Origin of the sequence: Bovifimicola ammoniilytica (assembly GCF_025567085.1) — a bacterium.
GTDB lineage: Bacteria > Bacillota > Clostridia > Lachnospirales > Lachnospiraceae > Bovifimicola > Bovifimicola ammoniilytica.
Genome location: NZ_JAOQJN010000003.1, coordinates 134339 through 154861 on the forward strand (window position 1 = coordinate 134339; position 20523 = coordinate 154861).

Genomic DNA, 20523 nt, shown 5'->3' on the forward strand with positions numbered 1-20523 from the left:
AGTGATTTGCTTGCAGCAAATCACTTTTTTAAGGTTCATCTTAGTTTGGCAATATAACTGAGAAGTAGAACTCATTATTATCATTTCGTATAGCATAAGAGCCTTGATATTTTGTTATAACCTCAATTATATTTTTTATTCCAACCCCATGCTCATCCATTTCATATTTCTTTGAGGTCTGTATTTCTCCATCTTTAATATTAAGTTTACCATCATATGTATTCTTTACAGATATAATAATGTTGTCTTTCTCTTTAACCAGTTTCATTTTCATAAATTTTTTGCCTGAGCACTTTTCACAAGCCTCTATTGCATTATTCAAAAGATTCGATAATATAACAACAATATCCTCATCACACATTTTAATTCCTGATAGATCATTGATTTGAAAGATAAATACAATGCCTTTATCCAATGTTTCCTTATATTTGCTATTTAATATAGCATCAATAATCACATTATTTGTTTTAATATAATCTAACTCTGTACTCAAATTTCCGCTTATACTTTTCACATAATCCTTTAGTTCATCATAATTTTCCATCTCTATCAAAGACTCAATGCTCATAATCTGGTTCTTATATTCATGTGTTTTTTTCCGTTGTTTAACAAAATTTTCTGAAATAGAACGGTACATGTCTGTCTGATTTCGTGCTTTCAGTTGAAACACTTCATTTTCACGAATCTTAATTTCACGTTTTAATATATCATTTATCATATAGAACACAACTATATTCATCCCTGCTAAACACAATGCTATAACCAAGAATACATTTTCCTGCTTTTGATTCTCAATGTTTCCAGATGTCATGATCAATGCAATAACTGTGAAGATTGTAAAAACTGGGAAAAAAATAAATCGAAGCCAATCTGTACTTCTTAAAACATCCGAGGACTCCCCTCCTACTTTCTTCCTGATAAGCAAAACAACTAGGAAAAGAATTATTTTTCCCAAAACCGTTATTAAACTTCCACCTACAAAATGCAACCTGCTAATTTCTGCTATACTATCAAAAAGAGAAACATTTAACCATAGTGTAAAATAGTCTACAGAAAGCAGCAATGCCTGAAATAATAATGATAAGATTATTGCTTTTCCGAAATGAATTTTAAAATAAAAGCACATAAACACCGCAACAGCAACTATAGCCAATATTTGTTTCAAGATAAACTTATCATAAAATAATGAAGCTATTACATATTCACATACCACAATTCCTAAAATAATACTATAATTTCTATAATTATTTTTTGATCTCTTTTCAGCAAAACTTTCAAAAAATATTTTGCAGCATATTACCTCCAATATTATCATCATAATACTTTGAATGTAACTAATCAGCATCTACAATTCTCCTTTATACGAAACAAATGTTTCTTCAACAAATTTATATCGTGCTTTTGGAATTTCCAACTTAATACCATTGTTCAATAACGCCTCATACCGGCTGACTTTCTCAATATGCTTCATATTAACCAGATAACTTTGATGTATCCGGATAAAATCATTACCTTGCAACTCTTTTTCCAGCTCATCTAGTTTGCCATATATTGAATATTTTTTTAACTTGTCCTCCATAATGTAAAACTCAAGTTTATGCAATCTGCTCTCTATGTATAACAAACGCTCTAATGCTACAATCTTTGTACCCTCATTAAAGTTAAATTTCTTCTTTTGGGCTACATAATTCATATTCAAGCTGATTGCATCCATACACTCAAATATTAGTTCCGGAAAATTTACATTATTTTTCAGAATATATCTTATAGCTCCTACGCTGTATCCTTGAGGGGCACATGTAATAAATGCTGTAACAAAAACTATAAAAACATCATTGCTGACTTTTCTTATTTTCTGCGCAGTTTCCATTCCATCCAGTTCATCCATATTTACATCCAGAAAAACAATATCATACTTTGCTAGATTGATACCTAAACTTATAAAATCCTTTCCTGATTCAAATTCATCAATTTCGTATAATATATCATTTTCATTCATATATTCTATTAAAATATCATGAATGCGTTTTCTAAATTGTCTTTCATCATCACATATAGCAATTCTGAACATATGCTCATCCCCTTCCACACACAAATTTGACATACTTCTTTCATTTGGTTGGATTATTTTTTGTATATTTTCCTATTTTTTATTATATTTCGGCATTTTCATCCAAAATTTTAACCATTACTCTATATTTGTAATATTCCATGTTCGTCTACAAAATTATATATCAATACCTATTTTTAATACATTTTGCTATTGCACATATCGTTTCACTGCAATCTTTCCCATAACCATAAATACTGCTATCAGGACTATACTCACATACCCAGCATAAAAATAATCTTGTAGATCCAAACAAAATAAAATGATAAGAACACATACCTGCAATGCTGTTATGCAATGTGTTACCCTTGCATAATACTTTCTTTCTTCCTCATCAAGAGGTTTATTGATACTTTCCACTGGGGCAAGGACAATAATAATTACCACTGCAAGAACTCCGATCAATAAAATCACGGCATTAGGAACATTTTTCATTACAGGCTCATATGTATAAACCGGAATAAATAAAATTGCCATTGATATCAAAAAACAGCCGATTCTACTCTTACAGTGGCTGCCCCCACTATAGCTTCTCAACGAGGCATAAAATAACAGGAAGACCAGAACAAGTCCCGGTCTCCCCGTCACAATGCCAAATATTCCAGAAGCCAAAAGGTTTCCTGCAACAACAATGCCATTTTCTATCCCATATTGGTACAGTTCTGCATCCTCTTTTTGCACAATCCCCTTTTGTATCAATATTTCATTTATCTTCTTTGCAAATTTAGCAATCATACCCTGTTACCACCTTAAAATTTTCTAAGTTTTTTCGCATTATCCGGTAACTTGTCCTGTCCGAAAATAAACCAGCAGCAACGGTTCATATTGGTTGCAGTTACCGTAAGGGCAAGTGCTGCCACGCTGGTTAATGCTCCATGACTGAGTCGGTTCATCAATCTTCTTAATTTTGACATATATGTATGTCCTCCTTTGCATTTGATGAATGCACTATATCATACTTTACAGGAAAATGCGGCAAAGTGTAACAGATTGACATTTAAGTGTAACGCTTTGCATTTATTCCTTCACTTCAATTCCATAGAGCATTGCTGAAACCTCAAATATATCCCCTTTATCTGTAAAACTTACCGTTCCATTGTATTTTTCTACCACTTTGCGGACACTCTGAACACCATGCCCATGTCGGATATTATCTTTCTTGGTTGTTTTCAGGCTTTTATTTTTCTTTCCTGTTTTGCTGTTTGTTATTACAAGAAGCAAAATCCCCGACTGGTACTTATTTTCAATCTTTACAAAACGCTGTCCCTCCGGCACCTTGCTACAGGCTTCTACCGCATTATCCACAAGATTTCCATACAATACACCTATATCCCCATGATCAAGCTGCATCTTCTTTGGAATACGAATAGATGTTTCTACTTTTATCCCCCTTGCCTTTGCCCTGCCAAATTTAATGCGGAGCACAGAATCTACGATTGGATTATCAGAATACTGCTTTTCATCTATCTGCTCAAATTCTATGCACATCGCACCGATTTTCTCTGAAAGTTCATGCCCATCACTATTTTCCAACAGATGATACAGTTCATGCAATTTATGTTTCATATCGTGCTTTAACTTCTGCACTTCCTTATTCTGTTTTTCTGCTTCTTCATAATAGATGTCTTTATAGTGCATTTCTTCCCTGTACATTGCATCCTCATACTGTTTTTGCACAAGATAATTAAAACGTTCCATCATATACAGCATAAAATAATCTGTCAGGACAATGGAAATTACAATACTGGCACACATAAGCAGGCTTTTTTCACTGCCAGCTTCCAATGACAAAAGAATAACAAAGCAGCAGTTCAACACCGTAAAGGCAAATACCATAACAAGCACACCCAAAATTTCTTTCGGAAAATCAGCAATCTGCATCCCTTTCTTTGAAATCAATTTTGACAGAATATACATCACATTTCCACGAACAAAGCTGCATATTACCATTACCAAATAATATTTATAACTTTCTCCCATATGAAAATTCATAGCATGGAGTAACAGCAAGGCTACAGGTTCAAACAGCATTCCAATACCCATGAATGTCACAATATTTATAATTCTCGTCCACATTCCTGATTCATAATAAAATGATAACAGTATAAGCACAATCAAAAGAGTCGCAAGATTCAGATACGGATTTTTTATGCTACTGACAAATGTCCATATAATTGCAGCAATGGTAAATCCAGCCCATATCCATACCTTTGATACTGGTTTCATTTTCTTATTGGAATGAAAATAATACATAAACACTGCCAGATCAAACAGGCTGATGGCAAAGCGTATCACATATTCCATCCTTAAACCATCCTCCTTACAAACTCCATATGTTTTTCTTTTAAATTCTGCTTATGGGAGCGGGCAATCAGAAGTCTTTCTTCATTGTCCATCACTACTTCATCTCCATCAATCGCCCTGATATGCCCAAGATTGATGATATATGATACATGAATATGGGCAAAGACCTTATCATCAAGCTGTTTCCATATTTCTTCAGTTGTCATATTTGCCTTGAAATTTTCTGAAATCGTATGTATCACTGCCTGACGACCTTTCTTCTCAAAATACACAATATCATCGCAGCTAATACGAAACTGATTTTTTCGGAACTGAAAGACAAAGTCACGCTTTATCATATGAAGATACTGCATGGCTTTTAAAAGAACGGACTCCAGCTTTTCCACTGTAATCGGTTTAGAAATATAGTCAAAGGTAATAACCTCAAAAACATCCATAACATACTGAGTATATCCAGTCAGGAATACAAACAATGCTTTGGCATCTATTTTCCGGATTTCTTTTGCAAGCTGCAAACCATTCATCTCCGGCATTTCAATGTCAAATATATACAGATGATACATTTCCCCATCATCTATAACATGCTTCAGCAACTCCTTCGCTGTAAAATACACTTCATAAGAAAACTGGTACTGTGCTAACTTATCAAAAGCACTTTCCAGCATTTCTACATCTGTTCTGCTGTCATCACAGACCGCAATATTAAGCATAACACTTCCTCCTTTTCGAGCTTGGAAGCAGGAAGCACTTCAATTTATCTAATCAACTTAGATAAATACGCCAGCACACGGTCAAAAAAATCATTTCTCTGCTCTTTTGTGCTGTTCGCAACATAGTAATCCAAATTAAAATCTTTTATGTTGCTGCTCTCGCCTGTTATAAGATATGTAGGATCAATTCCATATTTATGATAGAGTGTCAATACTTTATCTACAGATATTCCAGTTACACCTGCTTCAAGTTTTCGATAATGTTCTACTGTAACACCCAATACATCCGCAATTTCTGACTTTTCAAGGTTCATATTCAGTCTTGCCTCTCTTAGTCTCTTTCCTATCTGTATATTGGCATCTTTTCTTCCTGTGTCCAAGATTTTGCACCTCTTTTCCATGTTAATCATATCAATGGGACTTTGATTCTCATAGTCCAGAAAACAACCCAATGCACATCATTTTATGCTCGTGAGTAGGTTAATTTGTGCTTTTATTAAAAAAACGAATGGCACACCTGATGCCATTCGTCTTTATCTGCTTTATATTCTGTTGTAAATTCTATTAGCGGACAGCTTTTGGCTATTTATCATATCCATCACTGCATTTCTTTTACTCTGACATCCACTGTATTTTTAAAATTTTCAATCTGATGTGAATACTGTTCATTCATAAGTGTGGAATGAATCATAAAATCCGCTGTCGCAATATTATTTGCAATCGGTATATCATACACCTGTGCAATTCTAAGAAGTGCCTTAACATCTGGATCATGTGGCTGTGCTGCCAGTGGATCGGAGAAGAAAATAACCATGTCGATATTTCCCTCTACAATTTTTGCCCCTATCTGCTGATCTCCACCTAATGGACCACTGTTATATCCTTTTATCTTTAATCCTACATGATCTGCTATCATTCTCGCAGTCGTTCCGGTTCCTGACAGATTATGTTGCTGTAAAATTTCTTTATTGTCCATACACCATTTCAACATATCCTGTTTTTTCCCATCATGAGCAATCAAAGCTATGTTTTTTTGTTTTTCAATCGTCATTGTAAGATATTTAATCATCTGCGTACCCCCAAGCTGCCGTTTCTATTATTGTGTTCCATCCTTTTTCTGTACTCTCTTGGTGTAATCTTGTATCTATCCTTAAAAACACGGTTAAAAGTTCTTTGACTTTCAAACCCACAATCAAGACATATATTTGTAATGGAATCCATTGTGTTTTCCAGTGCCGCAACTGCATAATTTAACCGGACTCCATTCACATATTTACTAAAATTACAGTGAAATGTTTTTGCAAACATTCTTGATAACACATATTTGCTTACACACAAATCGTATGCCATTTTTTCAAGACTGATTTTCTCTCTAAAATTTTTAGCTACATATTCTACCGCATTATAAATCAGGTCATCACTCCCTACTGTGCTTTTATCAACCATTGGCATTTCTGCGAAAACATGGGCAAGAATCATCTGTACATAAGCCTGTATCAGCATGGGATTCCCCTCTGTTATTCCTGCCAGATATTTTATGGCATTTACTACATCAGGATGCACTTGCTCTTTTTTTACAACCGGGTTCTTCGGGCTGTATATCTGCAACTCTTTATAATAGGAAGGAAACAGTGTCGGATCAAGATACAGGTATATTACCTTGTTTTCTTTTTTCCCAAATACTTGATAATGATGTATTACGTTTGGAAACACGATTGCAAAATCACCCTCATCCATGTGATACAATTCTTGTCCAACTCCAAGTTCAATATCCCCATCCGTTACATACACTACCTCTATTGCTTCATGTAAATGTGGTGGAAAATGCACTGTTTTCTTCCACTCTACCACTATTCCATCAGTTCTGTTCTCATATACCAATAACACTTGCAAGCAACTCCTCAAACAAACTTAGCGGATAATGAAGGAATAGTGAATGTCTTTTTCTGCACTAATCCGATAATCATCTTCCACATCACTTCCCCAGCTATCAATTCCACCGACTCCTCTTACTGCACCATAGACACAAAGGACTGTTCTTCTTGCTGGTGGCAGTTCCTCATGGTGTGTTGCGTTTTCAATCTCTGATGCTGTATAAGGCAGGCACGAAAAAGCAAATGCCTTGTCGTTTTCTTCTATTCTTAATGTCTGTGGTGAACTATCCGTTCTGCTATTATCAAGACTTGTATGTCTTGTAATCTCCAGCCACTCTGTATCCATTCTCATACCACATTCCTGTGGAACCAGATATGGTGTCAGGCTCAAATCTGATACCTCATAAATTCCTTTTTCTGCCCCTGCCTTTCTGTCCGGATAGGTTTCCCCCGATAATCCCTTGTACATATATTTATCTGCAAGTGTCGGCATAATAAACCTCATTCCGAATACCGGAAGTTCCGGCAGTCCCTTTACTCCTGTGTAATCCACATCCACCTTGATATTTCCAGTTACATCAATGGTATAAGATACAATGACTGTTGTTACTGGATTGCTGACAGTCTCATAAGTATATTTCACAATTATTTCCCCGGCAGCCACATCACCGCCATAGCTGTTATTGTCCGGAGCATACTGCTTTTGCAATTCACCATCCATAATAACTTCAGTTTTTTTACAGTCAATGAACATATCCGATGCGAGCCAGCTTCCACTTTTAATGTGAAACCTGCTGCCTCTGTCATTATCTGTTAATGCTCTCCAAAAAGTAGGCTTTGGACAACGATACAGCCATTCATAACCGTTTTTTACTATAGACTCCAAACCGCCCTGTGAATAAGAGAATATATAGTCAAACCCATCTCCATGTACACCAAGTGTATAATCTCCATATACAACTCTCAATTTATTCTTATCTGTATAAGCCATAGTAATACCTCACTTCCTGCATAGCTGGTTTTTCCTTACGGTCTGCAAATACAATTCCATTTCCTGAAAACTCATAATCAGAAGGCTTATCATCAAAGTCCCCGCCATAACGCAAAACTTCTTTTCCTGTCACTTCATCTTTCACGAGAAGTGCCTGATCAATGAAATCCCAGATAAATCCACCGTGGTACATCTCATACTTATCTATTAACTTCATATAAGTACCAAGTCCTCCCATCGAATTACCCATATCATGCATATACTCACACAAAAGATACGGTTTCTTTGGATTATTATTTAAATATTCCTCCACTTCATAAGGCTTTGCATACATCCTGCTCTCTACATCTGATATGGTTTCCTCATAATTACGGTCATAGAAAGAGCTTTCATAATGAACAAATCTGCCATCCTGCTTTTCCTTGAAGTAAGTATTCATTGCTTCTATGTCATCACCCGCATAAGATTCATTTCCTAAAGACCAGAAAAGAATTGCTGTATGGTTTTTAAAAGTTTCAAAATTACTCCTAGCCCTGTCAACAACAGCCTCCCGCCATTGCGGAATAGAACAAGGTACGCTGCACGATGGTTCAATCGCACCAAGTTTCTGGAATGTTCCATGACTTTCCATATTCGTTTCTGCCATTACATAAATACCAGCTTTATCACACAGGTAATACCACGGTATCTGATCCGGATAATGGCATGTGCGTACTGCATTGATATTATTTCTAATCATACAATCAATGTCTGCTGTCATTTCATCCATACTGATGCTTCTTCCTGTCTTTGCACTCCACTCATGACGGTTTACTCCGGTAATGACAAGACGTTTACCATTTAAATAGATTACCTTGTCAATCATTTCCAGTCTTCTGAAACCTATGTCATATGGAATTATCTCTAATATTTCTCCATCTTCGCCTCTAAGCTCTACATATGCGTGATACAGATATGGGCAGTAATTATCCCATGCCTTAACACTTCCAACCTCAGTATCTATCACTCCTACAAGACTTCCAGCTTTTTCCTCTAAGGTGATATTGTCCTCTGCCACCTGATTATTCTCTCTGTCTTTTAAAACCAAATGGGCAGATACTTTCTTTCCTTCTGGAGCAGATACTTTCATCTTTACCGATACCCTGCCGCTTATATTGTCCTTGTTTAGTGTTGGCTGAAACCATACATCTTCCAAATGCACCTCTGGCACTGCTTTTAAAGTTACATTTCTAAAAATTCCAAAAAATCGGAAAAAGTCCTGATCCTCCAAAAATGCTGCCGTACTCATTTTGTGAACCTGAACTGCCAGCACATTTCCTTTTTCTCTGATAAATGGTGTCAGATCAAATTCTGACGGTGTAAAACTATCCTCCGCATATCCTACAAACTGACCATTCAGCCACAGATACATCGCTTCTTCCACACCTTCAAAACAGATACGGATTTTCTTTTCACGCATTTGCTCACTCAAATCAAATCGTTTGATATAAGATCCGACAGGATTATACTCTGCCTCGGAAAACATTCCTGCCTCGTCCCCGGTACTCTCCATACTATACGCACCCCTGTGATATTCTTTTCCCTCCCACGGATACATCGTATTGATATAGCGTATTTTGTCATAGCCTGCCAGTTCGATATGCCCCGGAACCATAATCTTATCAAATGAAGATGCATCAAAATTTTCCTCATAGAAATTTTCCGGTCTGTCCATTACATTTTTGCTAAAAGCAAACTCCCATTGTCCATTTAATGACTGCATCAAAGGATTTTCTGATTTTTCCATATCTGCATAATCCATATAGTAACAATGGTCGCTGTGTGCGTCCAACTGGTTTACACGGAACACTTCCGGATTGTCTAACCATTTCATATCAGCGTTCATAATAATTCTCCTTTTTTTCTTATTTTCTATATAGCCCCTAAAGTCAAACTCCAGGGGCTATTTTCATTACTGATTCTGCATATTTTCTTTTAATTTCATATTTGCACTCTCTACATTAAGGAATGAAAGAATGACTGTAATAATAATGTCAAATATAAACGGAAGCCACAGATACATAAAATACATCATATTGATACAGCTATCCGGCTGAACCGCATTATCAAGGTTAATATATCCACTTATGTCAAGCAGCCAGCCTGAAAGTGCAACACCAATACCTCCACCGAGCTTTACACCTAATGAAGTACAGGAGAACATGGAACCGTCAATCCGCTTTCCACTCTTTAAATAAGTATGTTCTGAACACTGTGCAATTACTGCACTCATGTCTCCCTGCCACGGTCCTTCTCCGAGGGATGTAAGAACTGTAAATAACAGCATCAGCGGAACACTTCCCAGATAACCTGCCACTGCAACCATCAAACGGCATACTGTAGCAAGCATATAACTATACTTGTTTAACTTATACATTCCTTTCATTTTTGAAACCAGTGCAGGTGTAACGGCAAGTGCAATGATCAAAGGAATATTATTCGCCCATGAAAATACACCGAACAAATTCTTATTCAGCAATACATATGTCATAAAAAAGATTCCTACATTCACCATAGAAGCACGAAGCTGCTGAAGAATATAGATCACACAAATCATTGAAAAATATTTATTACTAAAGAGAAGTTTTATTGTCTGCTTAAAAGAAAGTTTGTCATCTTCCTCTCCTGCCACACTGTCATCTTTTAATTCTTCATCTGACAGCTCTTTTACCGAAAATACAGCAAGTGTATTGGTAATAATACCTATAATACAGTAAATAAATGCGATAGTTCTCCATGCGGCTGCACCGCCACCAAACATTTCTACTGCACCAACAGTAACAGACTGGATGACCAGATTCAATACTTTCCTCGATTCGCCCATCCGTCAAATCATAACTCATATCAAGAAAATCTAATATCTTTGCCTCTTGGACTGTCCCATCCAGAAGAATTATTTTTACTTTTCTGCTTATGTGCAAAATACTACATACAAAATCCAAATAATCTTTAGGAGTTATTCCTGTTTTTATAAATTCTTTGTGAACCGATTCTCTCCATTCGCTCGCTCCTTCACCTGAAAACGTGCTCCATACGCTTCGAACGACTGTAAGCACCTTAACTGCCCAATCAACATACTCTTTCCTATTCACATAATATATATGGGCATCATCAATCCCATCCTAGTTAGTAATTAGAATAGTATATACATTAGCGTCTTTTTCTGTTCACGTTTTTGGGGTATTACCAAATGGAAATAATTTAGTCAAAAAGATTGTGGTTAGATATTTGGTATCAAAAAACGTGATACAAAACAGGTGTTTAAAGCGATTGCACATCAACAAGGTGTTTCCGCATCAGAAGTAAAAGAACGTATTCAATCAACCATCTGCATTTACCACAAGCACGACTGCCGCAGAACGATTGCGGCGATTTCCGACGCACTGCCGGATATGGACGCAGCTATGCGTCCGCTGGCAGAGCAGACGATCCATAAACTGCAAAACATAACCGACGCAGCATTTGAGGAAGCGCAGTTCACCATGACGCTTTCAGACGCAGAGTAAAAGATGACGCGGGCGCGGCAGCCGATGATGACTGCTGCGCCCCGCGTTTTTTGTGCTAAGCTGTTTCCAATCGTAGGGATTGTTAAAAGTCAAGCCGCATCTTAGATAAGTTTGCCCAAACACCAATGATGTCAGAAGATGTAAAATAATAAAAATCAGAAGTTTCAGATTGTAGGTATCCCTTTTTTGTTGCAATACCAATGTAAACAAGTTCGTAATTCGTCCCATCTGAAAGATCAAACACGAATTTTATTGTACTACCGTCGTTAGTAGAATCTGAATTTGCATCTTTCACAGGCAGCTCAGAAAAAAACGTATATAGGTAGTCAATATCCGCTTCTTCTGTTAGCGTTTTTTCCTTGGTGTCTGCCTCTGAGTTAGAATAGTACGTTTCAATTTTCACAACATCTGATGCAGAAAAAGGAAAAACAATATATTCTTTCTTTCCACAACCAGAAATTCCAAATATAATTGCCATTGCGAGAAAAAATGTAAAGACTTTCTTCATACTTAACTTCCTTTTTTAATTTAATACAAACTGTGTACTTGAACCGACTAAACCACCGTCTAATGTGACGTGACTGTAACCAGACCATCCGTAATGGACAATTAGTTTAGTAACAAGCCCGCTTGTTGATGTTCCATAAGCGGTAACTGCATGAAATACTTTTCCACGACTTTGAACTTGCCCAGGAGAATCAGGAAAATATCCGAATACAATTACTGGACGGTTTCGACCAACTTCTGCAAAAATATCGAAATTTGTTACATAGTATGTTGAAGTTGCCGCAACTCCATACTCATTGCAATAGTCGATTAAGACATCTCGAATAGTTAATCCCCAAGAGGAATTCGATTTTCCATAAGAGAGTAACTTGTCTTGCAAAGTGTTTCCAGTAGTTTTTAAATTACCATTAGAATCAAGGAATGAACTGTCAATGACATTTCCCTTAACTTTATGCCAGTAATTCAAAATCAAACACGCTGCTGTATATCCACAGGTGTTATTCTCGTTTGCAGGATAAATTGCATTTTTGATATATTTGTAGTTTGGAATATACTTATTTGTTGCACGTGCTGAAAAATGAGATTGCAGTCTATTAACACTTGCCCTCGAATTTAGATTCGTTTGCATAAGGGCTAATACTTCTGTATCTTTCTGTGTACGAGAGTTTTGTAATGCCGTATCAAATGCAGATTGTAAAGAACGGCATTCAGCAAAAGACATATCGTATTCGTTATGAATTACTGTGTGAACAAATTTATCACCCGACAGTTGATAATAGTTAAGGGGTCCAAAGTAGTATAAGTTTTCTGAAAGTCCCAAATATGGAGAAGGCGAATCTAATGCTTCTTCCAAATACTTGCCTGATTGTGGGTCGAAAATCATATATCCTGTATCACCCACTTCGACAAGTTCAAAATGATTATCACTTAGATCCGACAGAATCTTTGTTGTCAGAGTAACATTTTGACCTGTTTCTGCAGCAATCTTAGCGTTATGAATGATTTGATGCTGATTCGCACTGACCAACCAATTATCTGCATTAGTCTCAGTTTCCATAGCAAAAGCGGTGGCACTTGTCGAAAGCAATAATAAAGAAGCAAGCAAAACACTTAATATCTTTTTCATTATAAGTCTCCTTTCACTTAATTATCTGAAAACATCCTGCTTTGTCTTTCCTAAATATGCGCATAGCAATATTTCATGTATAAACTATGCGCCTATCCTGCTGATTTTAAGTCGCAGCCTCCATAGTGGGCAGGAGAAATAAGCAGCCCCGCGCATAATCCTATGCAGAGTAGTAACCTGTGTCATCGCTTATTTCACCTCCTGTCGTGTCCTTTTACTCATATAACGGTCAAGATCAAAAAAAGGGACAAACTTTTTTGAAATTATTTTTGATTATTTTTGATTCATACCTTGTTAATGGGTTGCCACTTTCCTGCGCAACATTCTTGTGGTATAATTTGAAACAAGCAGACGCTGTAACGAATACCCATAATGTGCAAGAATAAATTTACTTGCTCACTTAGAATGGATGGCTGCAGGGCTATCCATGAGGAAACTTATATGATGATACTCCTATTTAGTGTTTTGAATGATGAACAACGTGCGCTGGTAGAGCGGATATTCCATGAGCATCATATCCACTTCCAGCGCATTTCGTTTAATATTGTGAAGTCAGAGGAAGCCGCAGAGGATGTCGTGTCCACTGCATTTATAAAAATCATGGACAACATCGAAAAAATTTCTGATTTACCCTGTCCCCAAATGACCGCTTTCTGCGTTACCATAGTGAAAAATGCTTCTATTGACGTACTACGTCAATTACAACAGAGTGTTCACATTGATTACTGGGACAATATTTCGGACGAGGACACGGACGATATTGAAGATGAATGTATTCACAATGCAGATGTACATAGGCTGACTGAGGTAATAGATCAGCTTAATCCCGATGATCGGCATTTTATCTATCTTCGCTATACGCTGGAAATGGGATATAGAGAGATTGGTGAATTGCTGAACATTTCGGAGGATGCCGCAAAAAAACGTGGGCAGCGGCTCGTCAAGAAGCTCCAAAAACTGTATGAGGAAAGGTGACGATATGGATATGAATTGGCAAACCATGCTGCATGAAGCAGCAAATGCCAGCTTTGAAAAGGATATAGAAGTTCGCTCTGCCGCCGATAATGACGCCTACTCCTGTGTAGATTTACCGAAAGCAAAGATCCGAGAATTAAGCGAAAAGATTCTGCACTTGCCGCATCAGGGAATTGTTCTATTATTTAGTAGATACTGCTTCCGGCTATCTCCCCAAGAAACTGAAAAGTTTTTCCAAATGAAAAATGCAAAGGGTCGCTTCCGCTTTTACCGTGAACTACTTTCTACAAGCATGGGGCTTAGCTCGGAGCAAGTGATTTCGGATGCTTCTCTCAATCGCGCCTGTAAAATTGCTATGAAAGACTATTTACGCACGGAGCTAAAAGAGGATGCTGCTGTAAGTAGTACCGGAAAGAGCCGAACGCATATTGTGTTCAGACGGTTCGGCAAAGCTGTTGCAGTCGCAGCAATTACCATAACCCTGTTGTTCTCAACGGCTATGGTAACTAATGCAAAGATCAGGGAAAAAGTGATTGCGTGGATAGTCGAGACATTTGAAAAATACAGTATCTTTGAACTGCAAAGCGACGGGGAAAACACAAAGCCCGATTTGCAGAGCTATAAGCCTACCTATCTTCCCGACGGGGCGGAATTGAAGAATACGGTTGAACAGCCGGAAATGCTTGCCTATGAATATGCCATCAACGAATCGAGTTATTTTAATATTCTTCTTAGTAAATCAGATACAAGGATTTACGCCGACGCAGAAAATACAGAAATTGAATCGTTTGACAAGGATGGTGTGATTGGCTACTACTTCAAGAAAGATGATTTGAATTATATTTGCTATGAGCGGGATGGCGATTTCTTTTCTATATATGGCTCTATTGATATGGACGAACTGATAAAAATTGCCGCTGGTATAACAACAGAATGATATACTCATCTTAGCTGAACAAATCAAAATTTCAGGAGGTATAATAAAATGTCAGACGTATATGAAAACTGTCCAGCTTTTGAAAATGATAAATTTCTACTGAGGTTTTCGCAACTTGATGATGCCGAGGATCTTGTAAGCGTGTATAGTGATAAAAATGCACTACCGTTTTTCAACAGCGATAATTGTCATGGAGATAATTTCTATTATCCAAATGAAGATCGAATGAGACAAGCTATTAAGTTTTGGCTTAGTTCCTATTCATCCAAATGGTTTGTCAGGTGGACAATTATTGACAAAGAAAAGCATGAAGCTATCGGCACGATTGAAGTGTTTCATCGTAGTGCAAACGACAACTTTAATCATGTGGGTGTTCTTAGACTTGATTTGAAAAGTGAATATGAAACTTCAGAAGAAATTTTTACAATTATGAATCTTATTGTACCACCTACATTTGATTTGTTTGAGTGCGAGGAAATAATTACAAAAGTTCCTGTTTATGCAGTTGAAAGAATTGAAGCAATGAAAAGAGTAGGATTTAAGAAGTCAACGAAGCTGTTGGTTGGGACAATGGACGGTTACGCTTATAAGGATTATTGGACAATTAACAGAGGAGTATATATCCCTCTGGATGATTTGGAAGCAAAAGAAAAGGCGTGACCGAAGTCGCGCCCAATCTTCCCCATTGCGGGAGCATTTGCAAATACTGTTTTATGGGAACACGAAAGCATTGTCCCTTTTTTCCTCCTTGTGCGTTATATGGGTGATACCAATAATGCACAAGGAGGATTTTATTTATGAAGAAAAAAGAAATTGTCACATTGGCACTAACTACCGCTCTACTGATGACCGCTCATGCCGTACCCGCATCGGCGGCATCAAATGCGCCTGAGAGTATGTCGCAAACAGGTTCGATACAAACCATTACTCCCCGATGGGAAAGCACCAATGTTGTTGTCCCGTCTATCTCAATCTCTGGCAAGCAGATTTCTGTGTCGGTATACATTTCACCAAAAAAATCGACGACATCATCCGTAGGTACCCTCTATCTGGAAAAGAAAGTTGGGAATGGTTGGACACCCGTCACCTCATGGTCGATTGATGGAACTGGATCGGTTAGCATTACCAAAACTTACACCGGCACAATGGGTATTACATACCGCACCAGAGTAGTTGTCACAACTGGGGTAGACAAGATTGATGCAACTTCTACCGAACGCACCGTCTAAAAAATTTAGAAAAAGATTGTCCCTTTTTCTGTGTCTGTCCGTTATACAAGTAAATCCACAAAACAGGAGGTGAAATAAGCGATGGCAACGGTAAATACTTTATGGGAGCATTTGTGTGGGTCTGCTTATTTCTCTTGCCCACTATGGAGGCTGCGACTTAAAATCAGCAGGACAAGCGCATAGCTTATATAGTCGATGTTTAGGTTATGCGCTGCCGATGGTTTTATCTACTAATTTTCCATGCTCTCAATGGGCATTGATACCAAACGAAAGGAGTTAATCTATGAAAAAAGCATTATGTGTCCTGTTATCCGTTGTTATGCTACTCTCCATGAGTGTTACCGCCTTTGCCGCAGATACAAAAGGAGCACCGTCGCAAACATTACCATCTTGGCTGCCTGATGATGCACCTGCGCCTGATCCAAACTCCGAGATTTCTATTGTTCACTTTTACATCAATGAGGATGGCGAAACTATTGTTTATGATCCAGAAACGGAAGTCATTCCTTATTCAACAGCATACGGTGATGCAGGAACAGCAGCCATTTATTGGGTTAACCGTTCACAAATTTATTGGGGCATTACTTCTTATACCAAAGGACTTATGACTTTTGCAGGAGATGTTACCACGAATCGTGGAGGATTTTACTTGCTTGGAGATATTGAGTTTGACGGAAGTGCTTCTGGCAACATCATGGGAGTAACAACAAAGCGTGGAACCAATACGGCAACACTCAGCGGTTTTATGATTGATGCTAAAGGAGTTTCTTTTACCGCACCTGATGTATCATCTTCTCTGACTTATTGATTATGTCTGTACTTATTATCGAGGAAAAGCCACCTCATTTTACAGATGTGGAGTTTGAATACAAAGGAATTGAATTTAAAGCACAAATCTGTCTGTTAGACACCGGAAAAGTGATGATTTCTTTTCGTGTACCCAAAAATGAATTAGAGCAAAACCTGTGTAAAGGTTTGCTTAATTCTCGTGGTACAAAATTGGATATAAAAATAAATCATTTACCAATGTGTGCAAACGTAGATACTTGCTCCTTTGCAATTCTCAAAGGCTCATCATTATTCTCCGATTTCAGCATTACTGTCGAGAACAATCTGATTCTCAGAGAGGATAGTATCTGACCTCAAATTTGTAATCTTCCCTCTGGCAGAAAAAGGCTACGCCCGTATCAGCAGTAATGCCGATACGGGCGTTTTTAAAAAGGTGAATTTTTATAATATTACTCATCATTTGAGCAAATAAAGCAAATCGCTATATCCCGACTTCATAAGTAATTGTTTGAAACCAGAAAGCACTTCTTCTTTTGTATAATTGTTGTTTTCCAAAAACTTATTATCTTTTTCACTAAGGTACTGATAAAAAAGAGCCACCTCTATTACCTCGTTATTGTTTGTATAGTCAATGCTATCTAAAAGTATGTTCTCTGCTTCGTTAATTTTTCCTAAATCAATCATATCAAGAAATTTTTTCCCGATACTTCATACTTGTTTTCTTTTTCAAGTTCAACAGAAACATACTCTTTCCCAAAGGCTAATGAAAATAATACTCTAACCATTTCTTTTATCATTCGCATGATGTAATCTTTCTCATCGGTAAAATTCATTTTTCCATCTCCTTAAATGCCATTCTAATTGTTTGGGACATATAAACTAACTGTATTGTAAATATAAGTCGACTTATAAAACTGAAATTTACGAAAATCTCTTTTGAATCTTATACAACCATATCCCAGCGACAACAGCTATAAATAATATAAACACAACCGCAATAGAAATGGCATAATCTTTCGGTAATACAACTGCAATTACTCCAGATAACAAAACACAAATTCCTATCAACAAAACAGGCTTTCCTAATGCTTTCGCATATCCATTTTTGTCATTTGTGGTTTCAAATACTTTACCATGAACAGAAGAGTAATTTCCTTTTAACAGAGAAATACTAAAAAATATGAGAAGAGCAGAACTAAACCACATCATTATACTAAAACCTATCATAATATATTCCTCCATCAATTATTTGTTTCGGGAATTCTTATTGTCTTAATTTAAATACCGAAACCATACCGCTAAGTGTTGTAGCCTGAGCTGTAAGTTCTTCACTCGTCGCTGATGTTTCCTGTGCCGCAGCCGAATTATTCTGAACAACTTCAGCAATTCTTTCTGCGGTTGCCTCTACCTGTTCCATACTGTCTGCCTGTTCAATGGAAATTTCTTTTATCTTTTTCGCACTGTCTGCAATCGCCTGTATGCCATCCACAACTTCTCTCAATGAAGTTGAGGCTTTCTCTGCATACATATTTCCATCTCCAACCTCATGAATAGCCGCTTCAATAAGTGCTTTTGAATCCACCGCTGATTTTGCACTCTGTTCTGCAAGGTTTCTGATCTGATCCGCAACAACAGCAAAACCTTTTCCGGCTTCTCCAGCTCTTGCTGCCTCAATCGAAGCATTTAATGAAAGAAGATTTGTCTGGCTTGCAATATCTTCAATCTGTGTGATAATTGCTCCTATCTTCTCAGAGGTTTCATTTATGCGTGACATAGCCTGCACTAATACTTCCATATCTCCACGACTGCCTTCTGCAATCTCCGCATACTTATAGGCTTCATCGTAAGCTGTTCCTAATTCTTCTGCTGTTGTTTTTATTCCGCTTGTAAGTTCATTGATAGTTGCCTGCATTTCCTCAACCGATGCCGCCTGATCCGTTGCGCCTTCTGCTAAAGACTGTGCCGCTTCTGCAAGGTTTGTGGAACCTGTAAGAACCTGCCCCGATGCATCATCTACCCCTCTTACAGTTGTATCAATCTCCTCATTCATTTTTCTTATGCCTGTCAGCAAATCGGTAAATGCTCCTGTATATACTTCCTCACACTCTGTATCAATCGCAAAATTACCTTCTGACATTTCATTTAACATTCTGCCAGAATCTTTAATTATAACTCTAATTCTGTCTGACATTGCAGATACACCAGATACAAGTTCCTTAATTTCATCCTCAGACTCAACCGTTGGAAGTGGAGAATCTATGTCACCCTCTGCAAATGTAATAAATCTGTCCTTTAATTCATTTAATGGTTTTTCAATGCTCTTTGATATTGCAACGGAAAGACTGTTTGAATAAATCGTTGATACTGCAATTACAATTATTATAATTGTCAATGCAGCTATCATAACCGTTCTCAACTGTGCACGTTTAGCGTTTCCAAGTGAAATATTCAAAGCCATAAGTTTCTGTAAAGCATCATCCAACGCCTGATACTTTGGTGCTGCTTCATCGGTCATCATCTGCTGAGCCTGTAATGATTTCGCAGTATCAGTCGTTGCACCGACCTCAATTACTTTTGCATCCACTTCCTTATACTCTGCCCATGCTTTATCAATAGCGTCCATGCAGGCAGTTCCCTCTTTTGTTATCATTGTTGGGCGTATTTTTTCCAAATATTCCTCAAACGATTTAACAGCCTGTTCATGCTGTTCTTTCATACTTTCAATGAGACTATCTGAATCATAACCTACAATACCTCTTGAGGCAGCCCTTACTTCCGCTGATTCATTCATTGCCATAGCAATGTCTCCCTGTGGATACGCATAATTATCCAGTATCGTTCCATAGTTGTTTATCGTATAAAGCATAATCACTACAACCAGTGCTGATAATATTCCAAAAATGAGAATAATCTGTCTGAAAGATTTTTTCAGTCGTGCACCAATCTTCATTTTGTTAAGTTTCTTAAACATTTGTCTTGTCTCCTTCCTAATGGATAAAATGGTTCTTTGTTGTCCCATCAATATGTATATACAAGTCAATATATGACCGTACATCAAGGTGGTTTCAATATAAAAGGCACATTTCAATTATGCACTAACGCATAACCAAAATGTGCCATATACAATCAGATCATGCCAAAAGAAAACAGACTTATCCTGTCTGTCTGTCTGTCTGTCTGTCTGTCTGTCTGTCTGTCTGTCTGTCTGTCTGTCGAGATTATATGTATCAGCCTGCATATATGCAACCCCTTTCTGTGTTTTTTCATATAAAATTTGTTACTTGCAAAATTTTATACATAACCACAGTCCATCTATCTTACTCAAAGGATAACTTATTCCTCGATAAATTACTCGCCATTTCTTGCATTTTTTTATATTTTCGCCATTTTTTGCCTGCTATTAAAACAAATAAAAAGGACGCAGGA

General features: G+C 37.2%; 22 protein-coding genes and 2 pseudogenes. 6 read left to right on the top strand and 18 right to left on the bottom strand.

The features are described from left to right. Window positions 1–40: 40 nt before the first annotated feature. The 12 genes and pseudogenes from OCV48_RS04415 to OCV48_RS04470 all read right to left on the bottom strand — a co-directional run. A complete protein-coding gene (locus OCV48_RS04415) occupies window positions 41–766 on the bottom strand; it encodes a sensor histidine kinase (protein ID WP_262558995.1) in 726 nt (241 codons plus the stop codon). Window positions 767–1345: 579 nt separating this feature from the next. After that, a complete protein-coding gene (locus tag OCV48_RS04420; RefSeq protein WP_005602850.1) occupies window positions 1346–2104 on the bottom strand; it encodes a LytR/AlgR family response regulator transcription factor in 759 nt (252 codons plus the stop codon). 156 nt (window positions 2105–2260) lie between these two features. After that, window positions 2261–2845, bottom strand: coding sequence for an accessory gene regulator B family protein (locus tag OCV48_RS04425; protein ID WP_015561010.1), 585 nt, complete (start codon window positions 2843–2845; stop codon window positions 2261–2263). A 14-nt stretch (window positions 2846–2859) separates the two neighbouring features. Next, window positions 2860–3024 carry a cyclic lactone autoinducer peptide gene (locus tag OCV48_RS04430; RefSeq protein ID WP_005602854.1) on the bottom strand — a complete coding sequence of 55 codons (165 nt, stop codon included), beginning with the start codon at window positions 3022–3024 and terminating at the stop codon, window positions 2860–2862. Between the two features lie 103 nt (window positions 3025–3127). Beyond that, window positions 3128–4414, bottom strand: a complete 1287-nt coding sequence (locus OCV48_RS04435; RefSeq protein ID WP_147591266.1) for a GHKL domain-containing protein — start codon at window positions 4412–4414, stop codon at window positions 3128–3130. A gap of 2 nt (window positions 4415–4416) precedes the next feature. After that, window positions 4417–5124 (bottom strand): LytR/AlgR family response regulator transcription factor, encoded by a 708-nt coding sequence (locus OCV48_RS04440; RefSeq protein ID WP_055196100.1) that lies wholly within the window; start codon window positions 5122–5124, stop codon window positions 4417–4419. A 44-nt stretch (window positions 5125–5168) separates the two neighbouring features. Then, window positions 5169–5504: a helix-turn-helix domain-containing protein gene (locus OCV48_RS04445; RefSeq protein WP_242655659.1), complete on the bottom strand. Its 336-nt coding sequence runs from the start codon at window positions 5502–5504 to the stop codon at window positions 5169–5171. A 218-nt stretch (window positions 5505–5722) separates the two neighbouring features. After that, window positions 5723–6193: a methylglyoxal synthase gene (locus OCV48_RS04450; protein ID WP_005602859.1), complete on the bottom strand. Its 471-nt coding sequence runs from the start codon at window positions 6191–6193 to the stop codon at window positions 5723–5725. After that, a complete protein-coding gene (locus tag OCV48_RS04455) occupies window positions 6190–7011 on the bottom strand; it encodes an AraC family transcriptional regulator (RefSeq protein WP_006859543.1) in 822 nt (273 codons plus the stop codon). Before OCV48_RS04455 ends, OCV48_RS04450 begins: the two co-directional genes overlap by 4 nt. 24 nt (window positions 7012–7035) lie before the next feature. Beyond that, window positions 7036–7989, bottom strand: a complete 954-nt coding sequence (locus OCV48_RS04460; RefSeq protein WP_005602861.1) for a beta-galactosidase small subunit — start codon at window positions 7987–7989, stop codon at window positions 7036–7038. Beyond that, on the bottom strand, window positions 7973–9874 hold the full coding sequence (locus tag OCV48_RS04465; RefSeq protein WP_006859544.1) for a glycoside hydrolase family 2 TIM barrel-domain containing protein: 1902 nt from the start codon (window positions 9872–9874) through the stop codon (window positions 7973–7975). The genes OCV48_RS04460 and OCV48_RS04465 overlap by 17 nt, the downstream gene beginning before the upstream one ends. Window positions 9875–9940: 66 nt before the next feature. Further along, a pseudogene (locus OCV48_RS04470) lies at window positions 9941–10828 on the bottom strand (MFS transporter); the annotation flags it as partial. A 457-nt stretch (window positions 10829–11285) separates the two neighbouring features. Between OCV48_RS04470 and OCV48_RS04480 the strand changes: the two are divergent. Beyond that, window positions 11286–11534, top strand: coding sequence for a transposon-transfer assisting family protein (locus tag OCV48_RS04480; protein WP_005602875.1), 249 nt, complete (start codon window positions 11286–11288; stop codon window positions 11532–11534). Between the two features lie 82 nt (window positions 11535–11616). Here the strand turns inward: OCV48_RS04480 and OCV48_RS04485 are convergent, their stop codons facing one another. Both OCV48_RS04485 and OCV48_RS04490 read right to left on the bottom strand, forming a co-directional pair. After that, on the bottom strand, window positions 11617–12042 hold the full coding sequence (locus OCV48_RS04485; RefSeq protein WP_005602876.1) for an LptM family lipoprotein: 426 nt from the start codon (window positions 12040–12042) through the stop codon (window positions 11617–11619). 15 nt (window positions 12043–12057) lie between these two features. Further along, window positions 12058–13167, bottom strand: a complete 1110-nt coding sequence (locus OCV48_RS04490) for a hypothetical protein (RefSeq protein WP_005602877.1) — start codon at window positions 13165–13167, stop codon at window positions 12058–12060. Window positions 13168–13608: 441 nt separating this feature from the next. On the opposite strand from OCV48_RS04490, the gene OCV48_RS04495 reads away from it, so the two are divergent. The 5 genes from OCV48_RS04495 to OCV48_RS04515 all read left to right on the top strand — a co-directional run bounded on the left by OCV48_RS04495 (window position 13609) and on the right by OCV48_RS04515 (window position 17116). Continuing rightward, entirely contained in the window at window positions 13609–14142 is a 534-nt protein-coding gene (locus OCV48_RS04495; protein ID WP_015561002.1) for an RNA polymerase sigma factor, read from the top strand. A 4-nt stretch (window positions 14143–14146) separates the two neighbouring features. Then, complete coding sequence (locus OCV48_RS04500; RefSeq protein ID WP_015561001.1) at window positions 14147–15079, top strand: DUF4367 domain-containing protein; 933 nt, start codon at window positions 14147–14149, stop codon at window positions 15077–15079. A gap of 48 nt (window positions 15080–15127) precedes the next feature. Continuing rightward, complete coding sequence (locus OCV48_RS04505; protein ID WP_005602880.1) at window positions 15128–15739, top strand: GNAT family N-acetyltransferase; 612 nt, start codon at window positions 15128–15130, stop codon at window positions 15737–15739. 137 nt (window positions 15740–15876) lie between these two features. After that, window positions 15877–16308, top strand: coding sequence for a hypothetical protein (locus tag OCV48_RS04510; protein ID WP_005602881.1), 432 nt, complete (start codon window positions 15877–15879; stop codon window positions 16306–16308). 283 nt (window positions 16309–16591) lie between these two features. After that, on the top strand, window positions 16592–17116 hold the full coding sequence (locus OCV48_RS04515; RefSeq protein ID WP_005602883.1) for a hypothetical protein: 525 nt from the start codon (window positions 16592–16594) through the stop codon (window positions 17114–17116). Between the two features lie 437 nt (window positions 17117–17553). Here OCV48_RS04515 and OCV48_RS13960 read toward each other — a convergent pair. From OCV48_RS13960 to OCV48_RS04540, 4 genes and pseudogenes are all read right to left on the bottom strand, one after another. Beyond that, window positions 17554–17930: pseudogene (locus OCV48_RS13960) on the bottom strand (DUF6483 family protein). Window positions 17931–18018: 88 nt separating this feature from the next. Continuing rightward, the gene (locus OCV48_RS04530; protein ID WP_015568725.1) at window positions 18019–18324 is read right to left on the bottom strand and encodes a hypothetical protein; all 306 of its coding nucleotides are present in this window, start codon (window positions 18322–18324) and stop codon (window positions 18019–18021) included. 37 nt (window positions 18325–18361) lie between these two features. Further along, on the bottom strand, window positions 18362–20068 hold the full coding sequence (locus tag OCV48_RS04535; protein ID WP_242648057.1) for a methyl-accepting chemotaxis protein: 1707 nt from the start codon (window positions 20066–20068) through the stop codon (window positions 18362–18364). 117 nt (window positions 20069–20185) lie between these two features. Then, window positions 20186–20335, bottom strand: coding sequence for a hypothetical protein (locus OCV48_RS04540; protein ID WP_172704798.1), 150 nt, complete (start codon window positions 20333–20335; stop codon window positions 20186–20188). Window positions 20336–20523: the final 188 nt, after the last annotated feature.

Excerpts from the sequence above, each read along its gene's own strand:
- OCV48_RS04420 (WP_005602850.1), bottom strand. The coding sequence starts at position 2,104 with ATGTCAAATTTGTGTGTGGAAGGGGATGAGCATATGTTCAGAATTGCT.
- OCV48_RS04425 (WP_015561010.1), bottom strand. The coding sequence starts at position 2,845 with ATGATTGCTAAATTTGCAAAGAAGATAAATGAAATATTGATACAAAAG.
- OCV48_RS04430 (WP_005602854.1), bottom strand. The coding sequence starts at position 3,024 with ATGTCAAAATTAAGAAGATTGATGAACCGACTCAGTCATGGAGCATTA.
- OCV48_RS04435 (WP_147591266.1), bottom strand. The coding sequence starts at position 4,414 with ATGGAATATGTGATACGCTTTGCCATCAGCCTGTTTGATCTGGCAGTG.
- OCV48_RS04440 (WP_055196100.1), bottom strand. The coding sequence starts at position 5,124 with ATGCTTAATATTGCGGTCTGTGATGACAGCAGAACAGATGTAGAAATG.
- OCV48_RS04450 (WP_005602859.1), bottom strand. The coding sequence starts at position 6,193 with ATGATTAAATATCTTACAATGACGATTGAAAAACAAAAAAACATAGCT.
- OCV48_RS04460 (WP_005602861.1), bottom strand. The coding sequence starts at position 7,989 with ATGGCTTATACAGATAAGAATAAATTGAGAGTTGTATATGGAGATTAT.
- OCV48_RS04465 (WP_006859544.1), bottom strand. The coding sequence starts at position 9,874 with ATGAACGCTGATATGAAATGGTTAGACAATCCGGAAGTGTTCCGTGTA.
- OCV48_RS04485 (WP_005602876.1), bottom strand. The coding sequence starts at position 12,042 with ATGAAGAAAGTCTTTACATTTTTTCTCGCAATGGCAATTATATTTGGA.
- OCV48_RS04490 (WP_005602877.1), bottom strand. The coding sequence starts at position 13,167 with ATGAAAAAGATATTAAGTGTTTTGCTTGCTTCTTTATTATTGCTTTCG.
- OCV48_RS04495 (WP_015561002.1), top strand. The coding sequence starts at position 13,609 with ATGATGATACTCCTATTTAGTGTTTTGAATGATGAACAACGTGCGCTG.
- OCV48_RS04500 (WP_015561001.1), top strand. The coding sequence starts at position 14,147 with ATGGATATGAATTGGCAAACCATGCTGCATGAAGCAGCAAATGCCAGC.
- OCV48_RS04505 (WP_005602880.1), top strand. The coding sequence starts at position 15,128 with ATGTCAGACGTATATGAAAACTGTCCAGCTTTTGAAAATGATAAATTT.
- OCV48_RS04510 (WP_005602881.1), top strand. The coding sequence starts at position 15,877 with ATGAAGAAAAAAGAAATTGTCACATTGGCACTAACTACCGCTCTACTG.
- OCV48_RS04515 (WP_005602883.1), top strand. The coding sequence starts at position 16,592 with ATGAAAAAAGCATTATGTGTCCTGTTATCCGTTGTTATGCTACTCTCC.
- OCV48_RS04530 (WP_015568725.1), bottom strand. The coding sequence starts at position 18,324 with ATGATAGGTTTTAGTATAATGATGTGGTTTAGTTCTGCTCTTCTCATA.
- OCV48_RS04535 (WP_242648057.1), bottom strand. The coding sequence starts at position 20,068 with ATGTTTAAGAAACTTAACAAAATGAAGATTGGTGCACGACTGAAAAAA.
- OCV48_RS04540 (WP_172704798.1), bottom strand. The coding sequence starts at position 20,335 with ATGCAGGCTGATACATATAATCTCGACAGACAGACAGACAGACAGACA.